At 49.1% G+C, this 19,548-nt stretch carries 21 protein-coding genes; 8 read left to right on the plus strand and 13 right to left on the minus strand.

All coding sequences use genetic code 11. From position 1 onward, the window contains the following. Nucleotides 1-55: 55 nt before the first annotated feature. The 4 genes from DWY76_RS12170 to DWY76_RS12185 form a co-directional block, all read right to left on the minus strand. Nucleotides 56-964 (minus strand): radical SAM mobile pair protein B, encoded by a 909-nt coding sequence (locus tag DWY76_RS12170; protein WP_055192296.1) that lies wholly within the window; start codon nucleotides 962-964, stop codon nucleotides 56-58. Next, nucleotides 952-1,641, minus strand: coding sequence for a radical SAM mobile pair protein A (locus DWY76_RS12175; RefSeq protein ID WP_120081467.1), 690 nt, complete (start codon nucleotides 1,639-1,641; stop codon nucleotides 952-954). Before DWY76_RS12175 ends, DWY76_RS12170 begins: the two co-directional genes overlap by 13 nt. Further along, on the minus strand, nucleotides 1,638-2,075 hold the full coding sequence (locus DWY76_RS12180) for a radical SAM mobile pair system MarR family transcriptional regulator (RefSeq protein WP_120081468.1): 438 nt from the start codon (nucleotides 2,073-2,075) through the stop codon (nucleotides 1,638-1,640). Before DWY76_RS12180 ends, DWY76_RS12175 begins: the two co-directional genes overlap by 4 nt. A 121-nt stretch (nucleotides 2,076-2,196) precedes the next feature. Further along, on the minus strand, nucleotides 2,197-2,799 hold the full coding sequence (locus tag DWY76_RS12185; protein WP_120081469.1) for a Type 1 glutamine amidotransferase-like domain-containing protein: 603 nt from the start codon (nucleotides 2,797-2,799) through the stop codon (nucleotides 2,197-2,199). A gap of 317 nt (nucleotides 2,800-3,116) precedes the next feature. On the opposite strand from DWY76_RS12185, the gene DWY76_RS12190 reads away from it, so the two are divergent. Beyond that, on the plus strand, nucleotides 3,117-3,353 hold the full coding sequence (locus tag DWY76_RS12190) for a DUF6061 family protein (protein ID WP_002578301.1): 237 nt from the start codon (nucleotides 3,117-3,119) through the stop codon (nucleotides 3,351-3,353). Nucleotides 3,354-3,486: 133 nt separating this feature from the next. On the opposite strand, the gene DWY76_RS12195 is transcribed toward DWY76_RS12190, so the two are convergent. The 7 genes from DWY76_RS12195 to DWY76_RS12225 form a co-directional block, all read right to left on the minus strand. After that, complete coding sequence (locus DWY76_RS12195; RefSeq protein WP_002595210.1) at nucleotides 3,487-4,806, minus strand: MATE family efflux transporter; 1,320 nt, start codon at nucleotides 4,804-4,806, stop codon at nucleotides 3,487-3,489. Further along, on the minus strand, nucleotides 4,796-5,254 hold the full coding sequence (locus tag DWY76_RS12200; protein WP_117787970.1) for a MarR family transcriptional regulator: 459 nt from the start codon (nucleotides 5,252-5,254) through the stop codon (nucleotides 4,796-4,798). The genes DWY76_RS12195 and DWY76_RS12200 overlap by 11 nt, the downstream gene beginning before the upstream one ends. Before the next feature lie 155 nt (nucleotides 5,255-5,409). After that, nucleotides 5,410-6,114, minus strand: a complete 705-nt coding sequence (locus tag DWY76_RS12205; protein WP_021369328.1) for a DUF6040 family protein — start codon at nucleotides 6,112-6,114, stop codon at nucleotides 5,410-5,412. After that, nucleotides 6,098-7,819: a MobA/MobL family protein gene (locus DWY76_RS12210; protein ID WP_109214826.1), complete on the minus strand. Its 1,722-nt coding sequence runs from the start codon at nucleotides 7,817-7,819 to the stop codon at nucleotides 6,098-6,100. The genes DWY76_RS12205 and DWY76_RS12210 overlap by 17 nt, the downstream gene beginning before the upstream one ends. Further along, nucleotides 7,795-8,148, minus strand: a complete 354-nt coding sequence (locus tag DWY76_RS14555) for a hypothetical protein (RefSeq protein ID WP_058692446.1) — start codon at nucleotides 8,146-8,148, stop codon at nucleotides 7,795-7,797. The genes DWY76_RS12210 and DWY76_RS14555 overlap by 25 nt, the downstream gene beginning before the upstream one ends. Then, complete coding sequence (locus DWY76_RS12220; protein WP_002578306.1) at nucleotides 8,148-8,462, minus strand: DUF3847 domain-containing protein; 315 nt, start codon at nucleotides 8,460-8,462, stop codon at nucleotides 8,148-8,150. The genes DWY76_RS14555 and DWY76_RS12220 overlap by 1 nt, the downstream gene beginning before the upstream one ends. 144 nt (nucleotides 8,463-8,606) lie before the next feature. Then, nucleotides 8,607-8,837 carry a helix-turn-helix domain-containing protein gene (locus DWY76_RS12225; RefSeq protein ID WP_002578307.1) on the minus strand — a complete coding sequence of 77 codons (231 nt, stop codon included), beginning with the start codon at nucleotides 8,835-8,837 and terminating at the stop codon, nucleotides 8,607-8,609. Between the two features lie 175 nt (nucleotides 8,838-9,012). Here DWY76_RS12225 and DWY76_RS12230 point away from each other — a divergent pair, with 175 nt between their 5' ends. The 6 genes from DWY76_RS12230 to DWY76_RS14110 all read left to right on the plus strand — a co-directional run bounded on the left by DWY76_RS12230 (nucleotide 9,013) and on the right by DWY76_RS14110 (nucleotide 16,571). Further along, nucleotides 9,013-9,642 (plus strand): helix-turn-helix transcriptional regulator, encoded by a 630-nt coding sequence (locus DWY76_RS12230; RefSeq protein WP_009243739.1) that lies wholly within the window; start codon nucleotides 9,013-9,015, stop codon nucleotides 9,640-9,642. Nucleotides 9,643-9,802: 160 nt separating this feature from the next. Further along, nucleotides 9,803-11,098, plus strand: a complete 1,296-nt coding sequence (locus DWY76_RS12235) for a tyrosine-type recombinase/integrase (RefSeq protein WP_009321335.1) — start codon at nucleotides 9,803-9,805, stop codon at nucleotides 11,096-11,098. Between the two features lie 288 nt (nucleotides 11,099-11,386). After that, complete coding sequence (gltX, locus tag DWY76_RS12240; protein ID WP_082210819.1) at nucleotides 11,387-12,856, plus strand: glutamate--tRNA ligase; 1,470 nt, start codon at nucleotides 11,387-11,389, stop codon at nucleotides 12,854-12,856. Between the two features lie 185 nt (nucleotides 12,857-13,041). Next, complete coding sequence (locus DWY76_RS12245; protein ID WP_243112037.1) at nucleotides 13,042-15,330, plus strand: PP2C family protein-serine/threonine phosphatase; 2,289 nt, start codon at nucleotides 13,042-13,044, stop codon at nucleotides 15,328-15,330. Nucleotides 15,331-15,411: 81 nt separating this feature from the next. Beyond that, nucleotides 15,412-16,359 (plus strand): pectinesterase family protein, encoded by a 948-nt coding sequence (locus DWY76_RS12250; RefSeq protein ID WP_120081471.1) that lies wholly within the window; start codon nucleotides 15,412-15,414, stop codon nucleotides 16,357-16,359. Nucleotides 16,360-16,409: 50 nt separating this feature from the next. Then, the gene (locus tag DWY76_RS14110) at nucleotides 16,410-16,571 is read left to right on the plus strand and encodes a hypothetical protein (RefSeq protein ID WP_165852638.1); all 162 of its coding nucleotides are present in this window, start codon (nucleotides 16,410-16,412) and stop codon (nucleotides 16,569-16,571) included. 104 nt (nucleotides 16,572-16,675) lie between these two features. Here the strand turns inward: DWY76_RS14110 and DWY76_RS12255 are convergent, their stop codons facing one another. Then, nucleotides 16,676-18,202 carry a HAMP domain-containing sensor histidine kinase gene (locus DWY76_RS12255; protein WP_097776970.1) on the minus strand — a complete coding sequence of 509 codons (1,527 nt, stop codon included), beginning with the start codon at nucleotides 18,200-18,202 and terminating at the stop codon, nucleotides 16,676-16,678. An 18-nt stretch (nucleotides 18,203-18,220) separates the two neighbouring features. Next, complete coding sequence (locus DWY76_RS12260; protein WP_044953253.1) at nucleotides 18,221-18,907, minus strand: response regulator transcription factor; 687 nt, start codon at nucleotides 18,905-18,907, stop codon at nucleotides 18,221-18,223. 320 nt (nucleotides 18,908-19,227) lie between these two features. On the opposite strand from DWY76_RS12260, the gene DWY76_RS13880 reads away from it, so the two are divergent. After that, nucleotides 19,228-19,419, plus strand: coding sequence for a hypothetical protein (locus DWY76_RS13880; RefSeq protein ID WP_133300817.1), 192 nt, complete (start codon nucleotides 19,228-19,230; stop codon nucleotides 19,417-19,419). Nucleotides 19,420-19,548: the final 129 nt, after the last annotated feature.

The following is a 19,548-nucleotide window of genomic DNA, read 5'->3' on the forward strand; positions in this document are numbered from 1 at the left end:
GCTTAAAAGCCCCACTGGGGCTTTCATTGTTCCACTTCGCTCCACAAACGCGAAGTTAGCGATTTCTTTTTCCGGTATTCTCTGTCCCACGGATTTCCTCATGATAGAAATAATCTACGATCACCGGATGCCCCTGCGGGACTCTGCCATAAGGCATTTCATTATCCACAAAGGCACAATCATACTTCTTAGCCATTTTCTCAGCTTTTACTTCAAGTGCTTCAAAGTAGCTGCGGTTATGCTTGTTATAGATCTCGTCGTAAAGTGGTACAAGATCAGGATATTTTCCGGCAATATAATCCATAATTGTCTTTTTGAAACCGCCTCGAAGATTGAGATTTTCGAGCCAGAACAGATCGCACTGATCCTTTACCCGCTCAAAGATTGCTTCAAAATCCGTGATACCGGGGAATACCGGGGATACGAAACAGACCGTACGGATACCTGCTTCATATACCTGCTTCATAGCAGAGATACGGCGCTCAATGCTCGAAGCAGAGTCCATATCGTTCTTGAAATTTTCATCCAGTGTGTTGATCGACCATGAAACGGTTACACGTCCAAGCTTCTTCAGCAGATCAATATCCCGTACCACAAGATCCGACTTTGTGCAGATCAGAATATCTGCGTCACTGCCGATCAGCTGCTCCAGAAGTTTTCTGGTATTCCCGAATTGCTCCTCCTGCGGATTGTAGCCATCTGTCACAGAACCGATGACCACCCGCTGTCCGGCATATTTCTTCGGATTTTTAATTTCCGGCCAATGCTTCACATCAAGGAATGTGCCCCATTCTTCCGTGTGCCCGGTAAATCGCTTCATAAAAGAAGCGTAGCAATACTTGCAGGCATGTGTACAGCCCACATAGGGATTGACCGAGTAACCGCCTACCGGCAGACTAGACTTCGTCATAATGTTCTTTGTTTCCACCTCACGAATGAGGATTCCATTTATTACTTCTTCCATGATTTCTGTACCTCTAACACTTTATTAAATCCTTCCGGCATTTCCTGAATCATATTTTCATCCCCTATGATAGGGACAAGGTCTTCCTTCATAAACACCGGAATGCCGAGCTTATCTGCCTGATCCGCCAGAGACCATGCCCATTCCGGCTCCGTATGAATCTTCCTGCTCTGAGCTCCGGTCATGGTGCCGACAACGATCCAATTGATTTCGGAAAGGTCAACTGTGCCGGGATCGTCGAATAACGGCTCAAAGGTAACATGGTAATGTTTTGCTCTGACGTTTTTCCGAAGGGCGTCGATACGCCACAGTTCTGCTTTCCTCGTCACCGTAACGCCAAACCATGCGTTTTCCAGATCGGTATCAAAATCCAGCAAATCAGGTCGCTTGGTAAGGAACAGGAACTGATGCTGTGGATTTTCACGGATCTTTGCAAATACCTCGTCTCTCCATTCCGGCTTCCATCCGGAGAGATCGCTCATGCCGGTAAGAAGAAAGTTCTGCGGACGTTTCTTTTCCATCATCTTGAGCTTACCCGGAAAGAATTCAGGGTCAGCGAAGTCATCCATCATATGCCAGCGTTTCACGTTGTTGCGGGCATAGCAATATGTACACCCCACTGTGCAGCCAATGACGATATTCATGTTCTGAATCTGATCTTTGATACAAATACTCATGACTTCTGCCACTCCTCAAGATTCTTTCTGATGCGGTCGAGGCATTCCTCAAACCGGGTAATTTCTTCCTCTGAAAAACCTTTGTAGTAAATACTGCCCATCTCATCCGATACAGAATCGTACTCGCCCTTTAAGGAATGTGCTTTCTCAGTCAGAAACAGGAGCGTTTTCCTTTTGTCCGTTTCAGACTGAACACGGCTTATCAGCCCTTGATTTTCCATTCTTTCCAGCATCGTAGTAAGAGACGTTATCGCTAATCCGCATTTAGTCGAGAGTGACCTGATTGAAATACCATCCTTCTGCCACAGCACATAAAGAATACGCCCTTGGGCTCCATTAAACGCATCAATATTCTTTTCACTGAGAATCTTCTCGAAAATCCGGTCTCCAAGCTGTTTTATTTTGGTGACAAGAAATCCTCCATTCATTTCCATACAAAAGCTCCTATATAGTAGTTTATTAAAAACATACTATATAGGAGCTTTATTGTCAAGAGTTTATATGTCTTAATAGGTAAATTCCGTTTTTTCAATTCTCCAAACTGGAATTTTCAAATTAGTCTTTGCAAATAACCTTTGAACCTTCACCATCAATTACAATTCCCTGACGGTTGTTAATTGGGCATAGATTCAAATCCGAAAACTCAGTCAGTATTTTCTCGGTAACTTTCTTAAATGGTGCTGTAAGATAATGCGGAAGAACATAGAAATCAATCAAATCAAGCCCTGCATCATCTTCTTGTGAGTAGTCCTCCGGCTTTTCATCCATTTGCTCGATATATTGGATGCTTGGAGCGCATATAATCGCACCTGCCGATTCACCAATCATCAGTTTTCCCTTTGCCAATTCTTTCTTCAACAGCTCATCCGTTCCCGTTTTACGGAGCTGGTCTATAAGGAAAAAAGAATTTCCGCCGGTAAAATATATCACATCCGCATCTTCAAAAACAGACTGTATCGTTGAATAAGCCTCCGTTGAAATATCAATTTCAGTTACGATTGCTCCCAACTTTTTGAATAATTTTCGAGCCGAGCCGACATAACCGGTGTAGCCTTCACGCAGCGAAGCTGTTGGAATAAATGCGACTTTTTTATTTTCAATTTCTTCCTTTATCAGACTTCCTACACTTGAAAAGTGCGAACATAAAAACAGTTTCATCAATATTCTCCTTTATATATAAATTCCGATTGAGATTTCACCTGTTTTAAGAAATTTAATAACTGTTATATTTTATTATTAAATTCTTCGCAACCCCTTGAAAACACTGGATTTGTCGCAGGTGAGCTTTCCCTTATTATTTCCCTTGTGTTATATCGTCCCATCAGTGTTTATGCACTCTGATAAGGGCAAATACAAGGGCAAGAAAAATCTATAAGACAGTATAACACAAAATAAAAGTGACATGGTGAACTGATTGAAATGCTTCTTAATTTTTGCTACTACTGATTGATTAAATGATAAGGAGATGGGATACGATGAGAACAATATTTGCAGAATACAATCCACAGTGCAACAGCATTGATGTATATACTAATACGGGCTATATACTCCGTATTGATTGTTGGGAAGCAGAAAAAAATTTAAGAACCACACCTGGATCTGATTGTGCTTTGACATCGCTTGCAATCGATGAGCCATTAGAATATGCAAGGTTATATCTTGATGGGAATTTACAGATGTGGGTAGATGCTGAAGATTCATTAGAGTTATGATTATTCCAATCAAAATCTACTAGAATTTATTAAAAATTAGCTTCATAATTTTAAAAGGACAGCCCTATTGCTATGAGGCTGTCCTTAAAAATACAATAGATAAACCTAGATTATTCTTGCTACTATCTGATTGTTAAATTTTCTGTATTCCATATTGCAAATCTCCCTTTTCGCAATATTTTATTAGTATGAATGCCAGAATCGCTGAAAAAACACGTGCCAATACCGTACTCCACCATATCATAATCTGTCCACCAAATAAAGGTGGTAAAACAAGCATAAATATCAGCATCAATACTGGTTCAATGAATGTAAGAATGTATGACAATCCACTTTTTTCAGTAGCATAAAATCCAGCTGTCGCTATTCTGGTAATCGCAACAAATGGTAATGACACTAAAAATATAGGTACAATTTTAGAAATCTCAATACTTACTTCATAAGAAGCTCCGAAAACCCCTCCAATATTTGCTCTGTTTACATACATGATAATTCCACCACAAACAGCAAGAATTATTGCAAAAATGTATGCCATTCTCTGAACTCCTCTCAGGCTTTCTTGATCCTTCTCACCATAAAAACGGCTCATTAAAGGTTGACTTCCATCACCTACGCCCTGCAATATGAGATATATGATACAGATAATATAGGATACACATGCATAAGTTGCAATAGCTTTTTCTCCCCCATAAGAAGCGGAGAATCGGTTTATAAACACCAATGAAATATTAGGAGTCAATGCTAGCCCAAATGGTGCAAGACCTACTCTGAATATAGCGCCACACATTTCTTTTACATTTTTTAAGGATACATACACATAAAACTTTTTATTATATAATGCGTATATGATTGCAATTGCTGCAGTCACACCCTGTCCGGCTATTGTAGCTGTGGCTGCACCTTTCATGCCCATTTCATATATCCATACAAAGATAAAATCCAGAACAATATTGGTTATGAATCCACCAACCATCGCAAACATTGACCAGAAAGAGTTTCCATAATTTCTAATGAATGGCATCATTCCAGTTCCAAGAATCTGCAATATTGCTCCAAGTGCTATAATTTTGATATAATCTGTCGCATTTGTTAATATAATTCCATCTGCTCCAAGCAATCCTAAAATTTTAGACGAAAAGGAGTAAATAATTATGGTACTGATAACACTTACTATTACAAGAAGCCACCAGCTTGTAGCAATAAATTCTTCTGCCCGTTTTCCTTTCTTTTCTGCTGCATTAATTGAGTAATAAACAGCTCCTCCCATACCAATTCCTGTTCCAAGAGCCTGAATCAAAGCCTCAATCGGATATGCAATATTAATAGCCGAAAGTCCAGCATCTCCTATGGTATTGCCTACAAAATATCCATCCACTATCGCATATATTCCTGATAATGCAAATGCTATAATAGATGGAATAACATATTTAAAAAATAATGATTTATGATTCATTTTTCTTACAATCTCCTTCCTTGAAAAGTCTGATAAACAGCTCTGTATTATCATTAAGACTTTCTATATTCTCTAATCCCATTTTTTCGATTACATATATTTCTTTTGAGTGCAGTTTTTCTATGATATTTTTCGTATATTCCATTCCTGATTCTGTGAGGCATATCAGCTTATTTCTCTTGTCTGAATCATCAGATACCATATTGATGTATCCTTTTTTCTGAAAATCTTTTAGTATCGTATTTACCGTTTGCTTATGTATATTCCATTTTTCACTTATCATTTTCTGCGTGCATCTTCCATTACTTTCATAAAATGAATGCAAAGCAAAAACTCCATTTGAAGACAGTCCCTGATCCTTTGACCATTCCTCATACATTGCTGTACATTCTTTCCATAAAGCATAATATCGTTGCAACTGTATTATCATATTATTATCTTTTCTCATCTTTTTCCTCCTTAAATTAGTACGAATCCGGACTTTTGTATTATAGTCCGAGTTCGTACTAATTGTCAAGATTTATTTATATACTTTTTCTTTATATAAACAATCAATAGTCCCTTACTAAGGACAGGAAGATTATGAAATTTCCCTGTCCTCTTTTAATAATATCCTCGTTCTTCCATCCAGTCTTTCACATAACATCTGATTCCAATATAAATAATATGCGACAGTAATAGCAATACAATAAGATTTATCGGATTAGCGTTTTTAATCCATTCTCCAAAGTAAATTACAACAGCTGTACTCGTTATCGCTACCACGATACTGATGATATCCCAACAATATTTCCGGTAGATTTTTCCTACCTGATAACCAATCCCGATTATCAGCCACCCGGTTATTACGAATAAAATTGCCATGACAGTACCGGCAATCAGCCAGTACACAATCCCGGAAAGAATACTGTTAGGTATTCCACTGCTTAACTGTCCGAAAGAGTCTGCACCTGTCACAAACTCCCGAAATAAACTTCCCATTCCTTTTCCTAACGCACCGAAAAAGACGATACAGTCGTTAAGGAAAACCGGCGAAAGAATCGCAGTAAACAGTGTTGTTGTTATGCTGTACCATGCCAGTAGAAACAAGATACTTTCATAACCAATCGTCATATTTTTATATTTCTTTTCTAACTGGCTTTTACGGCTATCGCATTTTTCTTTTGCTTTCCGGTAAGCAGTACGGTCACATTTTTCACATTTCTCATAAGGCACTTTTTTCTCAACAGCTACCTCTACCGTCTTTTGGTGTGTCTGTGCATAAAGTTTTTCCTGCTCTGCTTTTTCATACTTAAATTTCCATGCCACGGCTTCTGCGTCGGCTCTTTTCCTGCTGTCTGTCTCGCTGGTCAATCGTTCCTCTGTTTGCCTTAATCTTGTCCGCAATGCTTCGATATTCTCGGCTCTGTTTTCGCTGTTCAATTTCTCGTTCAAGGTCAGCGATTCGCTTAGCTGCCTGTTTAGTTCCTGGATTGTCTGGTCTTTCTGATCCAGTTCGTCCTGCATCTGTTCGGTCATCAGCAGAAGTTCTTCCACCTGCCCGACGTTCTCTAAGTTTCTGCATTCGCTCATCGATCTCCCTCGCTTTCTCTATCTGCTGTTTAAGGTCAGCAATTCGCTGTTCTGTTTCTGCAATAAGCTGTTCTCGTTGTTCAGCTTCTGCGTTAATTCCTGCCATTGCTGATTCTCGTTTTCCAACTGTTCGATTCTGGTTTTCTGTTGCTCGATCTGTGAGAGCAGTTCTTCTGTATCTGGCAAAAGATTTAGCAGCCTGGATAATTCGCTGTTTAAGCTTTTTAAACTCTGGTTCTGCTCCTGAAAAGACAGGAGCTGCCTGTCCCGTTCCTGCAATTCCTGTACCATCTCTGCCATAAGATTCTGCTGTTCCTCGATCTGGTTTATCATTGTCTCCATCATGGGAATGACTTCCCGGCTTTCTTCTAATGTCACGCAATCGCTCCTTCCATTGTGTTAATGCACTGGATACTTTTCCAAAAGAAATCTGTATTTTATCCAGCAGTGCATTTTGTCTTTTTATGATCTGGTTTTCCTCTACTTTCCATGAAGTAGAGGATGTCTGTCCGTTTTGAAATTTCTCGTCAATTTTTCTGGCATCTGCGCCCTCATGGATCGTCGGTATCTCTAATTTTCCCTGCCTTGCATAAGAACGATGGTCAATGTGATTTTCCGTTTTCAAATGTGCATTACAGACGTTTGCCCATTCGCTCCGCCATAGCTCACAATTTTTCGGATTGTTCCACCCGGTAGCATCGGTTAATACACGTTTCCACTGTTTGCGGTTCCTTGTCCCGACTTTCTGGACTCCATTTTCATCAAGTACGGGGATTCGGATTCCATGACGGTCAGGGTTCTTTTTATCCTGCCACCAGTCCGGATGGGATTCATCCACCACAATATTTCCATTTTCATCTCTGACAAACTCCCAATCCTTGATTTCTTTGTTACCCCATGAGTGGTCTGAATTGAATGGTCGCAACGTCACCAATAAATGCACATGGGGATTACCATCTCCTTTATCGTGGATACTCCAATCCGCACACATTCCCTTATCTACAAAGGTCTTTTGAATATATTCAGTTGTATAATCAATCTGTTCCTGTCGGCTCCATTCTTTCGGAAGTGAGAACTCAAATGACCTGCCGAGTTGTGCATCTGAACTTTTTTCTATCCTCAAGACTTCATTCCATAAACGCTGCTTCTGAAAAGTAAGTTTGAATTTTTCCAGTGCAGCATTTTGGTTATCTGCCCTTTTATATCGGACAGATTTCTGGAACCGTCTGATATTTTCAGCAGGTACATTCTGCCATTCCTGTGGTGCATTTTCACACATCAGCAGGCTGGTATAAACGACTTCTTTTTTTGAAGTATAGTAGCTGATCCTGCCTGTTTCTTCATTTTTCATCACATCGCCATTGAGATAAGCAGACGCCGATATGATGGATTTTCCTTTGCTGCGTCCAACAATCTTTACTGTATAATGAAAAATCGCCATGCTCCGTTTCCCCCATTCTGCCGTATCCGGCTTTGATTTCCGGCAGGTAACGTTTTTCCTAAAAGAAAATGGTATCTGCCGGAGCACCCTCTGCGTAAGAGTGCCCTGTGCATAACAGCCTGCATGGAATGTGCCCCTCTGGCGAAGAGTGCCTCCTGCGGCATGAGCAGGTCTGGCTGAAAGCCCCGCCGACGGAACGAGCCCGGCAAGCGTAAGCGCAGACCGGTTGCCACCTGTGGCAAACTTATACGGACGACCTCTGGTTGTCCATAAGTGCGCCCTTCATAAAAAAGCAATGAAGGGAATGGAAACTCCACTCCCTCCGGCATTACACTTCCTCCGTATTTGCAACTGGCTCTTTCTGCATTGCCTTTGAGAAGAATTTCCCATTTGCTTCCTGCCTTTTTAAGAAGCCGATCAGCTTTGGGATATCATCTTCCTCAATCGCAGAACCCAGTACCGATTCCACTGCACCGCCAATCTGGCAGAGCCTGTGTGTCCGTTTTTTGGTTTCCACATCTTTCTGACGTTTCTTCAGTTCCCGTTTCTGTGCTGCATACTGTTTTGCTTTCTCAAGGCTTTCCTGTTCTTTCTTTTCCAACTGGAGCATACGCTCCTCATAACTCTTTGTTGATCTTGCCATAAATATCATCGTCCTTTCTTTTTTTCCAAACATAAGTTTCCTGTTGTCTGTCAGACGAAGTACATGGTATAATCTGCTTGCGTGTAGGTATATCATGACTCCGGTCTGATAGAACCTTTGGCGGTTTCTTCGGGAACCGCTTTTTTAAGTTGAACCGTTTCTTGTGACTGCTTTCACATTTCCCTTATCCCTCAAGTCCCTGCCCTCGTTGGCTTCCATAAAAAGTTCCAGCATATCCGTTTTGATCAGGACTTTTCTCCCAACCTTCAATACCGGAAGTTTCTTCCACTCTACCAACTTTCGCAGGGTGTTCCTGCCAATTCCCGTATAATCAGCAGCTTCCTCAATAGATAAGGCAATCTTTCTTTGCGTCATATGACCACCTCCTTTCGAATTGCATTATGCAATTTCATTTGTGCTGTCAGTATAGCGTGTTTATATTGCTTTGTCAAGCATTATGAAATTTTTCTGCTTTTCTTAAAATTGCATATTGCAATATATTTTGTTGCGTGGTATAGTAATGACATACCGAAAAAGGAGGCACATCAGCATGAAAGATAAAGAACTACGCAAGCTGATTGGCAGCAGGGCAAAACAGCGCCGTCTGGAATTAAATCTGACACAGCCTTATGTCGCAGAGAAGATGGGAGTTACCGCTTCCACAATCCTGCGTTATGAGAATGGTTCGATTGACAATACCAAAAAGATGGTACTGGAAGGTCTTTCGGAAGCACTTCATGTATCGATTGAATGGCTCAAAGGGGAAACCGATGAATATGAAACTGATATTACGGATAAGAAAGAATTGCAGATTCGTGATGCGATGGGCGACATTCTCAAACAGTTTCCTCTTGACCTCAATAAAACAGAAGACGCTTTTTCTAAAGACTTACTGCTGTTAATGTTAAAGCAATATGAACTGTTTCTGGATTCGTTTCAGTTCGCCTGTAAAAATTACAAAGGCAGTACCAAAGATGCGGACATTGCCAAAGTAATGGGATTTGAATCGAAAGATGAATATAATGAGATTATGTTTCTCAGGGAGATCACACATACTGTCAACGCATTTAATGATATGGCAGATGTTGTAAGGCTCTATTCAAAGAAACCGGAAGCGGCAGAACAAAGGCTTGCAAATCTTTTATCCGAAGTTATGTATGACGATTCTGAATCGGTATAGTAAGATAATCGGAGTTATGATACAATGAGCGCAAGCGAGTCAAGCTGTTTACAGATTTGACGAGCGGCGAATTGGCTTATGGACTTGTCCATAAGATGCCTACACGCAAGAAGCATTTCAGCAGTTCCGATTGTCTGATATCGAAAGGAGACATACGATTATGGCAAAAGGATCTGTTAGAAAAAAAGGAAAAAAATGGTACTATCGTTTCTATGTAGAAGATGCAAGCGGTAAAATGGTTCAGAAAGAATACGCCGGAACCGAAAGTAAAAGTGAGACGGAAAAGCTTCTCCGCAAGGCACTGGAAGACTACGAAGATAAGAAGTTTGTTGCAAAGGCAGATAATCTTACCGTAGGGGAACTTCTGGATATGTGGGCAGAAGAAGAACTGAAAACTGGGACACTCAGCAACGGTACAGTGGAAAATTATCTTGGTGCAATCCGATGTATCAAAAAACACCCGATTGCAGACCGCAAACTGAAAACAGTTACTGCCGAACATTTACAGGCATTTCTTGATCTGCTTACATTCGGTGGTGAGTTTCCAGACGGGAAAGTAAAAAAGGGATACAGCAAAGATTATATCCATTCTTTTTCCGCAGTGTTACAGCAGTCATTCCGTTTTGCAGTATTTCCAAAACAGTTAATCAGTTTCAATCCGATGCAGTATATTAAGCTGAAAAAGCAGGCAGAGGAAGTTGACCTCTTTTCCGATGATGAAGTGGAAGAAGGTACACAGCCGATTTCACATGAGGATTATGAACGGCTTATCCAATATCTGGAAAAGAAAAATCCACCTGCTATTCTTCCGATTCAAATTGCGTATTATGCCGGGCTCCGTATCGGGGAAACCTGTGGTCTTACATGGCAGGACATTAACCTTGAGGAACAATGCCTGACCATAAAACGCAGTATCCGCTACGACGGCATGAAACACAAAAATATTATCGGACCAACGAAACGGAAAAAAGTAAGGATTGTTGATTTTGGAGATACGCTGACTGAAATACTGAAAGCTGCCAGAAAAGAACAGCTCAAAAACCGGATGCAGTATGGCGAATTATATCACCGCAATTACTACAAAGAAGTGCATGTGAAAAACAGGGTATATTATGAATACTATCATCTTGACGGAACACAGGAAGTCCCGACAGATTACAAAGAAATCTCCTTTGTCTGCCTGCGACCAGATGGCTCTTTGGAACTGCCGAGTACACTCAGCATTGTATGCAGATCAGTGGCAAAGAAGCTGGAAGGATTTGAAGATTTCCATTTTCACCAGTTGCGTCACACTTATACCAGCAATCTGCTTTCCAATGGAGCTGCACCGAAAGATGTACAGGAACTGTTAGGACACTCTGATGTCAGTACCACAATGAATATTTACGCTCACTCAACAAGAAAAGCAAAACGGGATTCCGCAAGACTTCTTGATAAAGTAGCGAGCAATGCTTAACTAAAAATTTCCCTTATTTCCCTTGCGGATTCCGCATAAGGGCAAAAATAAGGGAAAATACATATCATTTCACTATTTAATGGGCTGAAAAGCCTGTAAAATAAGGAAAGTTCAGGAAATCTCTCCACAAATTCCGATTTGTTGAATCAAGTATAGCATATTGCGAACAAAAAAAGCAAAGCTGTGAATGCATGATATTATCCCGCATTGACAAAACTGCGCAGAATCAGTACAATAAAACATAGCTATCCGCAAATTTTTTGCATGAGAATAAAGGAGCGTTTTTCTATGCCGAGCAATAAAGTCCGCACCCGTTTTGCGCCGTCGCCCACGGGTTATATGCACGTTGGCAACCTGCGCACTGCCCTGTACACCTATCTGATGGCAAAGCACGAGGATGGCACCTTCATCCTGCGCATCGAGGATACCGACCAGGGCCGCTATGTGGAGGGCGCTGTGGATGTCATCTACAACACCCTGCGGGAGACCGGCCTGCTGTGGGACGAAGGCCCGGACATCGGCGGCCCCGTGGGCCCCTATGTGCAGAGCGAGCGCATGGGCATGTTCAAACAGTATGCCGAGCAGCTGGTGGCCGAGGGCAAGGCGTACTATTGCTTCTGCACCGAGGAGCGTCTGGAGGCCCTGCACGCCGAGCAGCGCGCCAACGGTGAGATGACCCACTACGACGGCTGCTGCCGCGACCTGCCCAAGGAGGAAGTGGAAAAGCGTCTTGCTGCCGGGGAACCCTATGTTATCCGCCAGAAGATCCCCCGCGAGGGCGTGACCGGCTTCGACGATGTGGTGTACGGCCACATCGAGGTGAACAACAGCGAGATGGACGACCAGATCCTCATCAAGACCGACGGCATGCCCACCTACAACTTTGCAAATGTGGTGGACGATCACCTCATGGGCATCACCCACGTGATCCGCGGCAGCGAGTATCTGTCCTCTACCCCCAAGTACAACCTGCTGTATCAGGCGTTCGGCTGGGAGATCCCCACCTACATCCACTGCCCGCCGGTCATGAAGGATGCACAGAATAAGCTTTCCAAGCGCAACGGCGATGCCAGCTATCAGGATCTTGTAGCAAAGGGCTACCTGACCGAGGCCGTGCTGAACTACATCTGCCTGCTGGGCTGGAGCCCCAAGGGCGAGTATGCCGAGCAGGAGATCTTCTCCCTGCCGGAGCTGGTCAAGATCTGGTCTCCGGACGGCATCTCCAAGTCTCCGGCCATCTTCGATCCCCTCAAGCTGCGGGCCATCAACGCGGAATATATCCGCCGCCTGTCCCCGGAAGAGTTCCAGAAAAAGGCGGAGCCGTGGATCGACAAGGCCGTGCACACCTCCATCGACAAGAAGCTGCTGTGCGCAAACCTGCAGCCCCGCTGCGAAGTGCTGGGCGAGATCCCGGAGCAGCTGGATTTCTTTGATGCGATGCCCGAGTACGATGTGAGCATGTACGCCAACAAGAAGCAGAAGACCACCCCGGAGACCGCCAAGGAGGCACTGGAAGCCCTGCTGCCTGTGCTCAGCGACGAAGCACTGGATTTTGGCAATCGCGATGCCGTCTTCGATGCCTGCAAGGCCAAGGCTGAGGAGCTGGGCAAGAAGAACGGCTGGCTGCTGTACCCGCTGGGCATTGCCCTTTCTGGCAAGCAGCGCACCCCCGGCGGCGGCACCGACCTTGCCTGCATGATGGGCCGCGAAACCACCCTTGCCCGCGTAAAAGCGGCAATTGAAAAGCTGAACGGCTGATTTTTGCCATAAAACCACAAAGCTCTGCAGCATTTTTGAACGCTGCAGGGCTTTTTTGCGTCTTTGGGCCGGTTTGCGGCAGAACACTGCACCGCGCCAAAAATCGCCGCGCGCCCGCGCTACAGTATATGCAGAAAGCGCGGGGAACAGAACCACAACGCCCCGCCGGAAAGCGGGGAGTTTTTATGACAGAGCGGATGGGTCTGGCAGCGGTCGGGCGGCAGAATGCACAGCGGGCAGCGCTGGCACGGCGGGCGGAGCTGCGCCCGGCAGCGCGCAGGCTGGCGGCTGTGGCAGTGGGATTTGCAGGCGGCTGGGCCGTTGTGTACGGTGCACTGATGCCTTTTGGTCTGGGCTTTGTGCTGGGCTTTGCAGAGGACTGCTTTGCCCCCTGTGCGGCGGGTGCGGCGCTGGGTGTGCTGCTGCACGGGTTTGGCGCGCTCTCGCTGCGCAGTGTCTGTATGCTGTGCGCACTGGGTGCTGCAGTGGCAGCGCGGTGGATGGGTGCCAGAACACTGACCCCGGCGGCACTGGCGGGCTGCGGCACGCTGGTGGGCGTGGCGCTGTGCTTTGCCTTTGGCGGCGGCGGGGCAGAGCTGGTGCTTTACAGTGCGGCAGATGCCCTGCTGGCCGCAGCCATGGGCTTTTGTCTGCGGCAGTTCGCGCCCGAAAAGCCGGGTGCCGGGATGCTTCTGGTGGGTGCGGCGGCAGCGGCGGCGCTGGGCAGTGTGCAGCTGTGGCAGCTGCTGCCGGGCGTGATCGTCTGCGCGGCGCTGGAACTGTATTTATGCAGCAAAGGGCAGGCCAAAGCCGCGCTTGCGACCTGCGCGGTGCTGGGCACTGCGCTGTGCGCGGCAGACCCGGCCCTCAGCTTTGCGGCATCCGGCCTTGCCTGTGCCACGGCGGCAGCGGCAGTGCTGGCACCCGGACGGCGCATGGAAACGGTAGCCGCCTACGCGGGCGGCTGCGTGACCGGTGCACTCTGTGTGCAGCCGCCCGGGAGCGCGTTCCAATATCTGCTGAACGTCTGCATCGGCATCACGGCCGTAGCGGCCATGCCCGCAGCATGGCTTGTGCCGGAGCCGGAAGAAAAGCCGCAGGCAGGGCAGGCCCAGCCGCAGCAGTACAGTGCAGCGGCCACCCGGCTGGAACAGGTGTCCCAGAGCCTTGCATCGCTGGCAGAGACCGTGAACGATGTCTACGAAACGCTGCCGCACCGGTGTGAGGATTTCCATTGGGTAATTGACAACACACATGATACCCTTTGTTTTAACTGCGGGCGGCGGGATACCTGCTGGAAGCAGGAGTATGCCGCCACGCTGGAGGGCATGGAAGCACTGCGCCCTCTGCTGGAAAGCAGCGGCGGGCTGGAAACGGCTCAATTGCCCGGACAATTATCCCGGTGCATCCACCCGGCAGCACTGTGCGCAGCGGCAAACCGCTCCTTTGCGCTGTACCGCAGCCGCAAGGAGGCCCGCCTTCATGCCGAAGCCATGCGCACTGCCCTGACCGAGCAGTACAGCGCCGTGGCCGAAGCGCTGGGCGTGTTGGGAGAACAGCTGGGCCGTCCGGGCGACCCGGAACCCTATAAATCCGGCCGGGTGGCGGACTTTTTTGCGCAGCTTGGCACTCCGCCGCAGGAGTGTGCCGTCACGCTGGATGATCTGGGCCGCACCCATGCGGCGGTCACGCTGCCGCGCACCCGCTTCTCGGCGCAGGAGCTGGCCGCGCTGGCCGGGGAGGTGGGCCGCATCTGCCGCCGCACGCTGGAAGTGCCGCAGGTGCTTTCCTGCAAGGGAATGACCACCCTGCTGTTCAGCGAAAAGCCTGTGCTGCGGGCCGTGTTCGGCATGGCGGGCGCGGCGGCGCGGGGCAGTATTTCCGGCGATGCGGTGCAGCAGTTCTGTAGCCCGGCGGCAGCGCAGATGATCCTGTGCGACGGCATGGGCACCGGCAGGCCTGCAGCCGTGGATGGCAACCTTGCCGCCGAGCTGACGGCCCGGCTGCTCAAGGCGGGCTTTACCGCAGAGCTGGCGGCAAGGCTGGTCAACGTGGCCCTTGCCCTGAAAAGTGAGGATGAGAGCGGTGCCACGCTGGACCTCATCAGCGTGGATCTTTACACCGGCACGGCAAGGCTGTTCAAGGCCGGTGCGGCACCGGGCTTCCTTGTGCACGGAGGGCGGGTGCGTGCTGTGGGCGACACCAGCCTGCCGGTGGGCATTCTGGGCGGAGTGAACGGCCAGAGCCGGGTGGTGCATTTGACGGTGGGCGATTATGCGGTGCTGGTCTCGGACGGGCTGCTGGTGGACGGCCCGGGCTGGGTGGCAAAGCAGCTGGAGCTTTCCGCTGCGGCAGGAGAAGCACCGGAAAAAGTTGCAAAAACGCTGGTGGAAACGGCCCGCGTGCGCGCCCAGAAGACCGGCAGGCCGGACGACATTACGGCGGCGGTGCTGCGGCTGGAAAAATGCGTTTGATGTTCATACAAACTTCGTTGATTTTCGACGGAGGAGAAGGTATACTATGGAAGCATAGAAACAAAACGGGAGGACAGAAACATGCTTACCATAACCGTAGCGCAGGATGGCAGCGGCGATTTTGCTTCGGTGTCCGAAGCGGTGCTGGCCGTACCTTATGCCTGCGCAGCAGAGATCCGCATTGGCCCGGGCGTTTACCGCGAAAAGCTGGTGTGCGAAAAACAGGATATCACCCTGATCGGCGCAGGCATGGAAAGCACCCGCATCGTGTGGGGCGACGGCGGCAGTCTGCCGCACCCGGACGGCAGGCCCACCCACACCTTCCGCAGCTATACCGCGTTTTTCCGGGGGATAGAACTGCGGGTGCGGGACCTGACCATTGAAAACGATGCCGGCCCCGGGGCAAAGGTGGGGCAGGCCGTGGCGGCTTATGTGGACTGCTCACACACCCTCTTTGAGAATGTGCGGCTGCTAGGCAATCAGGATACGCTGTTCTGCGCCCCTCTGCCGGAGAAGGAGCGGGAGAGGGATGGCTTCCTTGGCCCGGGCCGCTTTGCGCCCCGCCGCCCGACGGCCCAGTATTACCGGCACTGCGAGATCGCGGGAGATATCGATTTTATTTTTGGCGGCGCGGACGCTCTGTTTGAGCAGTGCACCATCCGCACCGTGAACAACCACCTGCCTGCAAGCTACGTCACAGCGCCGTCCGGCGGTGCGAACGGCCTTGGCTTTGTGTTCTGGGACTGCGACTTTGTTTCGGACGACTGCCCGATAGGCACGGTGTTTCTGGGCAGGCCGTGGCGGCCCACCGGTAAAACGGCTGTGTTGGACTGCCGCCTGGGAGCCCACATTGCACCGGAAGGCTTTTCGCCCTGGCAGAGCCGCACCGACTCGGACCTTGCCAGCTTTGCCGAAGCGGGCAGCACCGGCGAGGGCGCAGCAGCGCGCGGTGCATGGGTGAAGCAGCTGGACAGCCAGCAGGCCGAAGAGCTGCTCAGATGTGCACGGAAGCTTTGCAGACCGGAATAAAAGCGGAAAATATAAAATAAAGTATAAAACGGATTTTTGAAGGATCTTCTATGAAAAAACTGCCGAATTTTGTCAAATGGATCATCATTCTGGCGGCACTGGCTGCAATGGGCTGGATGATGTGGGCTGTGAATGATCGTGCCTCCCGGGTGGAAATGCCCGCACCGGATAATACATTCGGAATTTATCGCACAGCAGATTCCAGCCAGTAAATCATTTGGAATGGCCGCAGCATTGCGGGCAGAAACGATGCTCTATAGAAAAAGCAAAAGCCGGGACGACCACACGGTCATCCCGGCTTTAAAATTATTCCTGATTATTCCTGCCCGGCCATCTCGGCTGCATTGGCGGGCAGGTCGTTCATGATGAACCAGAACGTAGTGCCCATGCCGATGGCACTCTGCACACCAAAGCGGAAGCCGTGCTGCTGGAAGATGGCCTTGGTGATGGAAAGGCCCAGACCGGTGCCCTGCTTGCCGGCATCCGAACGGGAGCGGTAGTACCGATCAAAGATATAGGGCAGGTCGTCGGCAGAGATGCCGGGGCCGTGGTCCTCCACCTCGATCCGCACGCCCTCGGTGCAGCGCTGGGCCCGCAGGATGAAGATGCCGTCTTTGCCGATGTGGTGCATGGCGTTGCCCAGCAGGTTATGCAGTGCGCGCTGCATCATGTTGGGGTCTGCGTAAACGGGCAGTTCCTCGTCCGGCAGCTCCAGCTGGAGCTGCCAGCCGTTCTGGGCGCAGATGGCATCGTACCGTTCGCTCACCTCGTCGCACAGCTGGCCCATATCAAAGTGCACGCGCTCGCATTTGTCGGCACCGCTGGTCACCTTGCTCAGCTCCATCACGCTGGAGACCAGTGCGGTCAGGCGGTCGGTCTCGTCCACGATAATGTTCATCTGCTCATCGCGGTGGGCCTTGTCGTCGCCGGTAATGTCGCGCACCGTCTCGGCATAGCCCTTGATAAGGGTCAGCGGGGTGCGCAGGTCGTGGGAGACGTTGGCCAGCAGGTCGCGCTGCATCTGCGAAGAATGCTGCACCTCGCTTGCCATGTGGTTGAAGTCCCGGGCCAGATCGCCCAGCTCATCGCTGCGGCGGGTATCCACCTGCACGGCATAGTTGCCCATGGCCATCTGGCGGGCAGCGCTGGAAAGCTGGCGCAGCGGCTTTGTGAACCACTCACTGAACAGCCATGCCGCCGTCATGGCAAAGGCAAAGATCAGCGCCGCTGCCATGGGCAGCACGGTGCTCAGCACCTTGCCGGCTTCAGCCACATGCACAAGGCTGGTAGTGACCAGAACGGTGTACTCGCCGCCGGAGGTGTTGCGCCCTACCAGCAGCTGTGCCGAGCCGGAGAGCCGCGGCGGATTCAGGGTCTGCACAAAGCCGCCGGTGGTGCGGCATTTCTTGCGCATGGCCACAGCGGTGGAAACGATCATATCGTTGTTGGCGGAATCCGAGAGCAGCGTTTCGTGCAGGTTGCAGTAGGACTGGTTCTCGATCTTATAGATCGTGCGCATGGTGGTATCGGAAATATCCACACAGAAGCTGTTCAGCGAACCGCTGGCGTACAGCTGGGTGGCAAGCCGGTCAAAAAACGCGGTGTTGACCGTAAGATGGCCAAAAGACCATGCCGAAAGGGCTTCGCCGTTTGCAATAGCCTTGTCCAGCTCGGCGGTGATGCTTTCTGCCTGAGTGGTCAGCTGTTTTTCAATGTGCTTGGTGTACAGCGGTTCCAGCAGCTGGGTGGACAGAAACCACACCAGTGCCAGCAGGAACAGACAGATACAACACAAAAACCACATCAGCTGGCCGCGGATGCCGGGGGAGTGATGGTGCCGCATGAATCCTCCGCTCCTTTATCAGCGCGTTGCGTCGGGGTCGAATTTGTAGCCGATGCCCCACACGGTAGCAATGTAGCTGCGGCACTTGCCCAGATGGCCCCGCAGCATTTTGACATGGGTATCCACGGTGCGGTCCTCGCCAAAGTAGTCGTAGTTCCACACCTTCTGCAGGATCTTTTCACGGCTGAGGGCGATGCCCTTGTTGGAAGCAAGGAACACCAGCAGGTCGAACTCCTTGGGGGTCAGGGCCACCTCCTCGCCGGAAACGCGCACCGTGTGGCTGGCCGTGTCGATGGTCAGCTCACCAAAGGTCATGGTGTCGGAGGCAGCGGCGGGCTTGGGCATGGTGCGGTTCAGCACGGCCTTGACGCGGGCTACCAGCTCACGGGGAGAGAAGGGCTTGACAACGTAGTCGTCGGCACCGCTCTCCAGGCCGGCCAGCTTGTCGTATTCCTCGCCGCGGGCGGTCAGGATGATGACCGGCGTGTTGATGTGGCGGGCGCGCATCTCCCGCAGGCAGGTCATACCGTCCATGAACGGCATCATCAGGTCCAGAATGACCAGATCGAAGGCTCCGCCGGAAAGCTGGGTCAGCGCAGCTGTGCCGTCAGCGGCTTCTTCACAGATATAACCGGAATATTGTAAATGTTCGCGGATCAGCTCGCGGATACGCGGCTCATCGTCAACGATCAGGATCTTAGCCATAATACAGACACCTTCCTCAATAATAGACTTCTTGACCAGAATATCATACAGCAAGAATAAAAAAAAGCTGTGAAGTTTGCGTGAATGCTTTTCAAAAAAAGTGCCCGCAGCGGCGGGCTGCTTCCAGTACCAGTATACCACAGAAAAACGGCCCTGCACAGCCGGAGTTTGCGGGGCAGACCGCAGGCCGCTGAATACCGGGAAGTTTATTACGGAAAACGGCGAAGTGTGATAATATTAGCCATAATACCATTTTATGCCCAGAACGTTGGAATTGACACTGAAACGACCGGATAAAAGCATGAAAAATACAAAAACAAGTGCCAAGCACAGCAATCCAAAAGAAAAACGCCCGCTTTTTGGGCAGCGCCGCCGGGCAGAAGAATTGCCCGGTGCACAGCCTTGCCATCAACGAGGTGCACACCCACCGCACAGCGTATCCGTTCATCAGCGGTATGATCGCATGGCGCTACCGCGAGGCAATCCACAAAAAAACGGGGATACCAGAATAATGCACAAATCAAAGCGCGTACATTTTAGCAAACTGCCGAATGTACGCGCTTTTTGTTTTATCCGGCTTTCTGGCCGGGGAATATGCTGTGCGGCTTTGCAAATCCGCTGCTACCCACAGCGCCCTTCAG

Source organism: Faecalibacterium sp. AF27-11BH (assembly GCF_003603005.1).
GTDB lineage: Bacteria > Bacillota > Clostridia > Oscillospirales > Ruminococcaceae > Faecalibacterium > Faecalibacterium taiwanense.

What these genes read in the sequence shown, in the direction of transcription:
- DWY76_RS12170 (WP_055192296.1), bottom strand. Translation starts at nt 964, where the DNA reads ATGGAAGAAGTAATAAATGGAATCCTCATTCGTGAGGTGGAAACAAAG.
- DWY76_RS12175 (WP_120081467.1), bottom strand. Translation starts at nt 1,641, where the DNA reads ATGAGTATTTGTATCAAAGATCAGATTCAGAACATGAATATCGTCATT.
- DWY76_RS12180 (WP_120081468.1), bottom strand. Translation starts at nt 2,075, where the DNA reads ATGGAAATGAATGGAGGATTTCTTGTCACCAAAATAAAACAGCTTGGA.
- DWY76_RS12185 (WP_120081469.1), bottom strand. Translation starts at nt 2,799, where the DNA reads ATGAAACTGTTTTTATGTTCGCACTTTTCAAGTGTAGGAAGTCTGATA.
- DWY76_RS12190 (WP_002578301.1), top strand. Translation starts at nt 3,117, where the DNA reads ATGAGAACAATATTTGCAGAATACAATCCACAGTGCAACAGCATTGAT.
- DWY76_RS12195 (WP_002595210.1), bottom strand. Translation starts at nt 4,806, where the DNA reads ATGAATCATAAATCATTATTTTTTAAATATGTTATTCCATCTATTATA.
- DWY76_RS12200 (WP_117787970.1), bottom strand. Translation starts at nt 5,254, where the DNA reads ATGAGAAAAGATAATAATATGATAATACAGTTGCAACGATATTATGCT.
- DWY76_RS12210 (WP_109214826.1), bottom strand. Translation starts at nt 7,819, where the DNA reads ATGGCGATTTTTCATTATACAGTAAAGATTGTTGGACGCAGCAAAGGA.
- DWY76_RS14555 (WP_058692446.1), bottom strand. Translation starts at nt 8,148, where the DNA reads ATGCCGGAGGGAGTGGAGTTTCCATTCCCTTCATTGCTTTTTTATGAA.
- DWY76_RS12220 (WP_002578306.1), bottom strand. Translation starts at nt 8,462, where the DNA reads ATGGCAAGATCAACAAAGAGTTATGAGGAGCGTATGCTCCAGTTGGAA.
- DWY76_RS12225 (WP_002578307.1), bottom strand. Translation starts at nt 8,837, where the DNA reads ATGACGCAAAGAAAGATTGCCTTATCTATTGAGGAAGCTGCTGATTAT.
- DWY76_RS12230 (WP_009243739.1), top strand. Translation starts at nt 9,013, where the DNA reads ATGAAAGATAAAGAACTACGCAAGCTGATTGGCAGCAGGGCAAAACAG.
- DWY76_RS12235 (WP_009321335.1), top strand. Translation starts at nt 9,803, where the DNA reads ATGGCAAAAGGATCTGTTAGAAAAAAAGGAAAAAAATGGTACTATCGT.
- gltX (WP_082210819.1), top strand. Translation starts at nt 11,387, where the DNA reads ATGCCGAGCAATAAAGTCCGCACCCGTTTTGCGCCGTCGCCCACGGGT.
- DWY76_RS12245 (WP_243112037.1), top strand. Translation starts at nt 13,042, where the DNA reads ATGACAGAGCGGATGGGTCTGGCAGCGGTCGGGCGGCAGAATGCACAG.
- DWY76_RS12250 (WP_120081471.1), top strand. Translation starts at nt 15,412, where the DNA reads ATGCTTACCATAACCGTAGCGCAGGATGGCAGCGGCGATTTTGCTTCG.
- DWY76_RS14110 (WP_165852638.1), top strand. Translation starts at nt 16,410, where the DNA reads ATGAAAAAACTGCCGAATTTTGTCAAATGGATCATCATTCTGGCGGCA.
- DWY76_RS12255 (WP_097776970.1), bottom strand. Translation starts at nt 18,202, where the DNA reads ATGCGGCACCATCACTCCCCCGGCATCCGCGGCCAGCTGATGTGGTTT.
- DWY76_RS12260 (WP_044953253.1), bottom strand. Translation starts at nt 18,907, where the DNA reads ATGGCTAAGATCCTGATCGTTGACGATGAGCCGCGTATCCGCGAGCTG.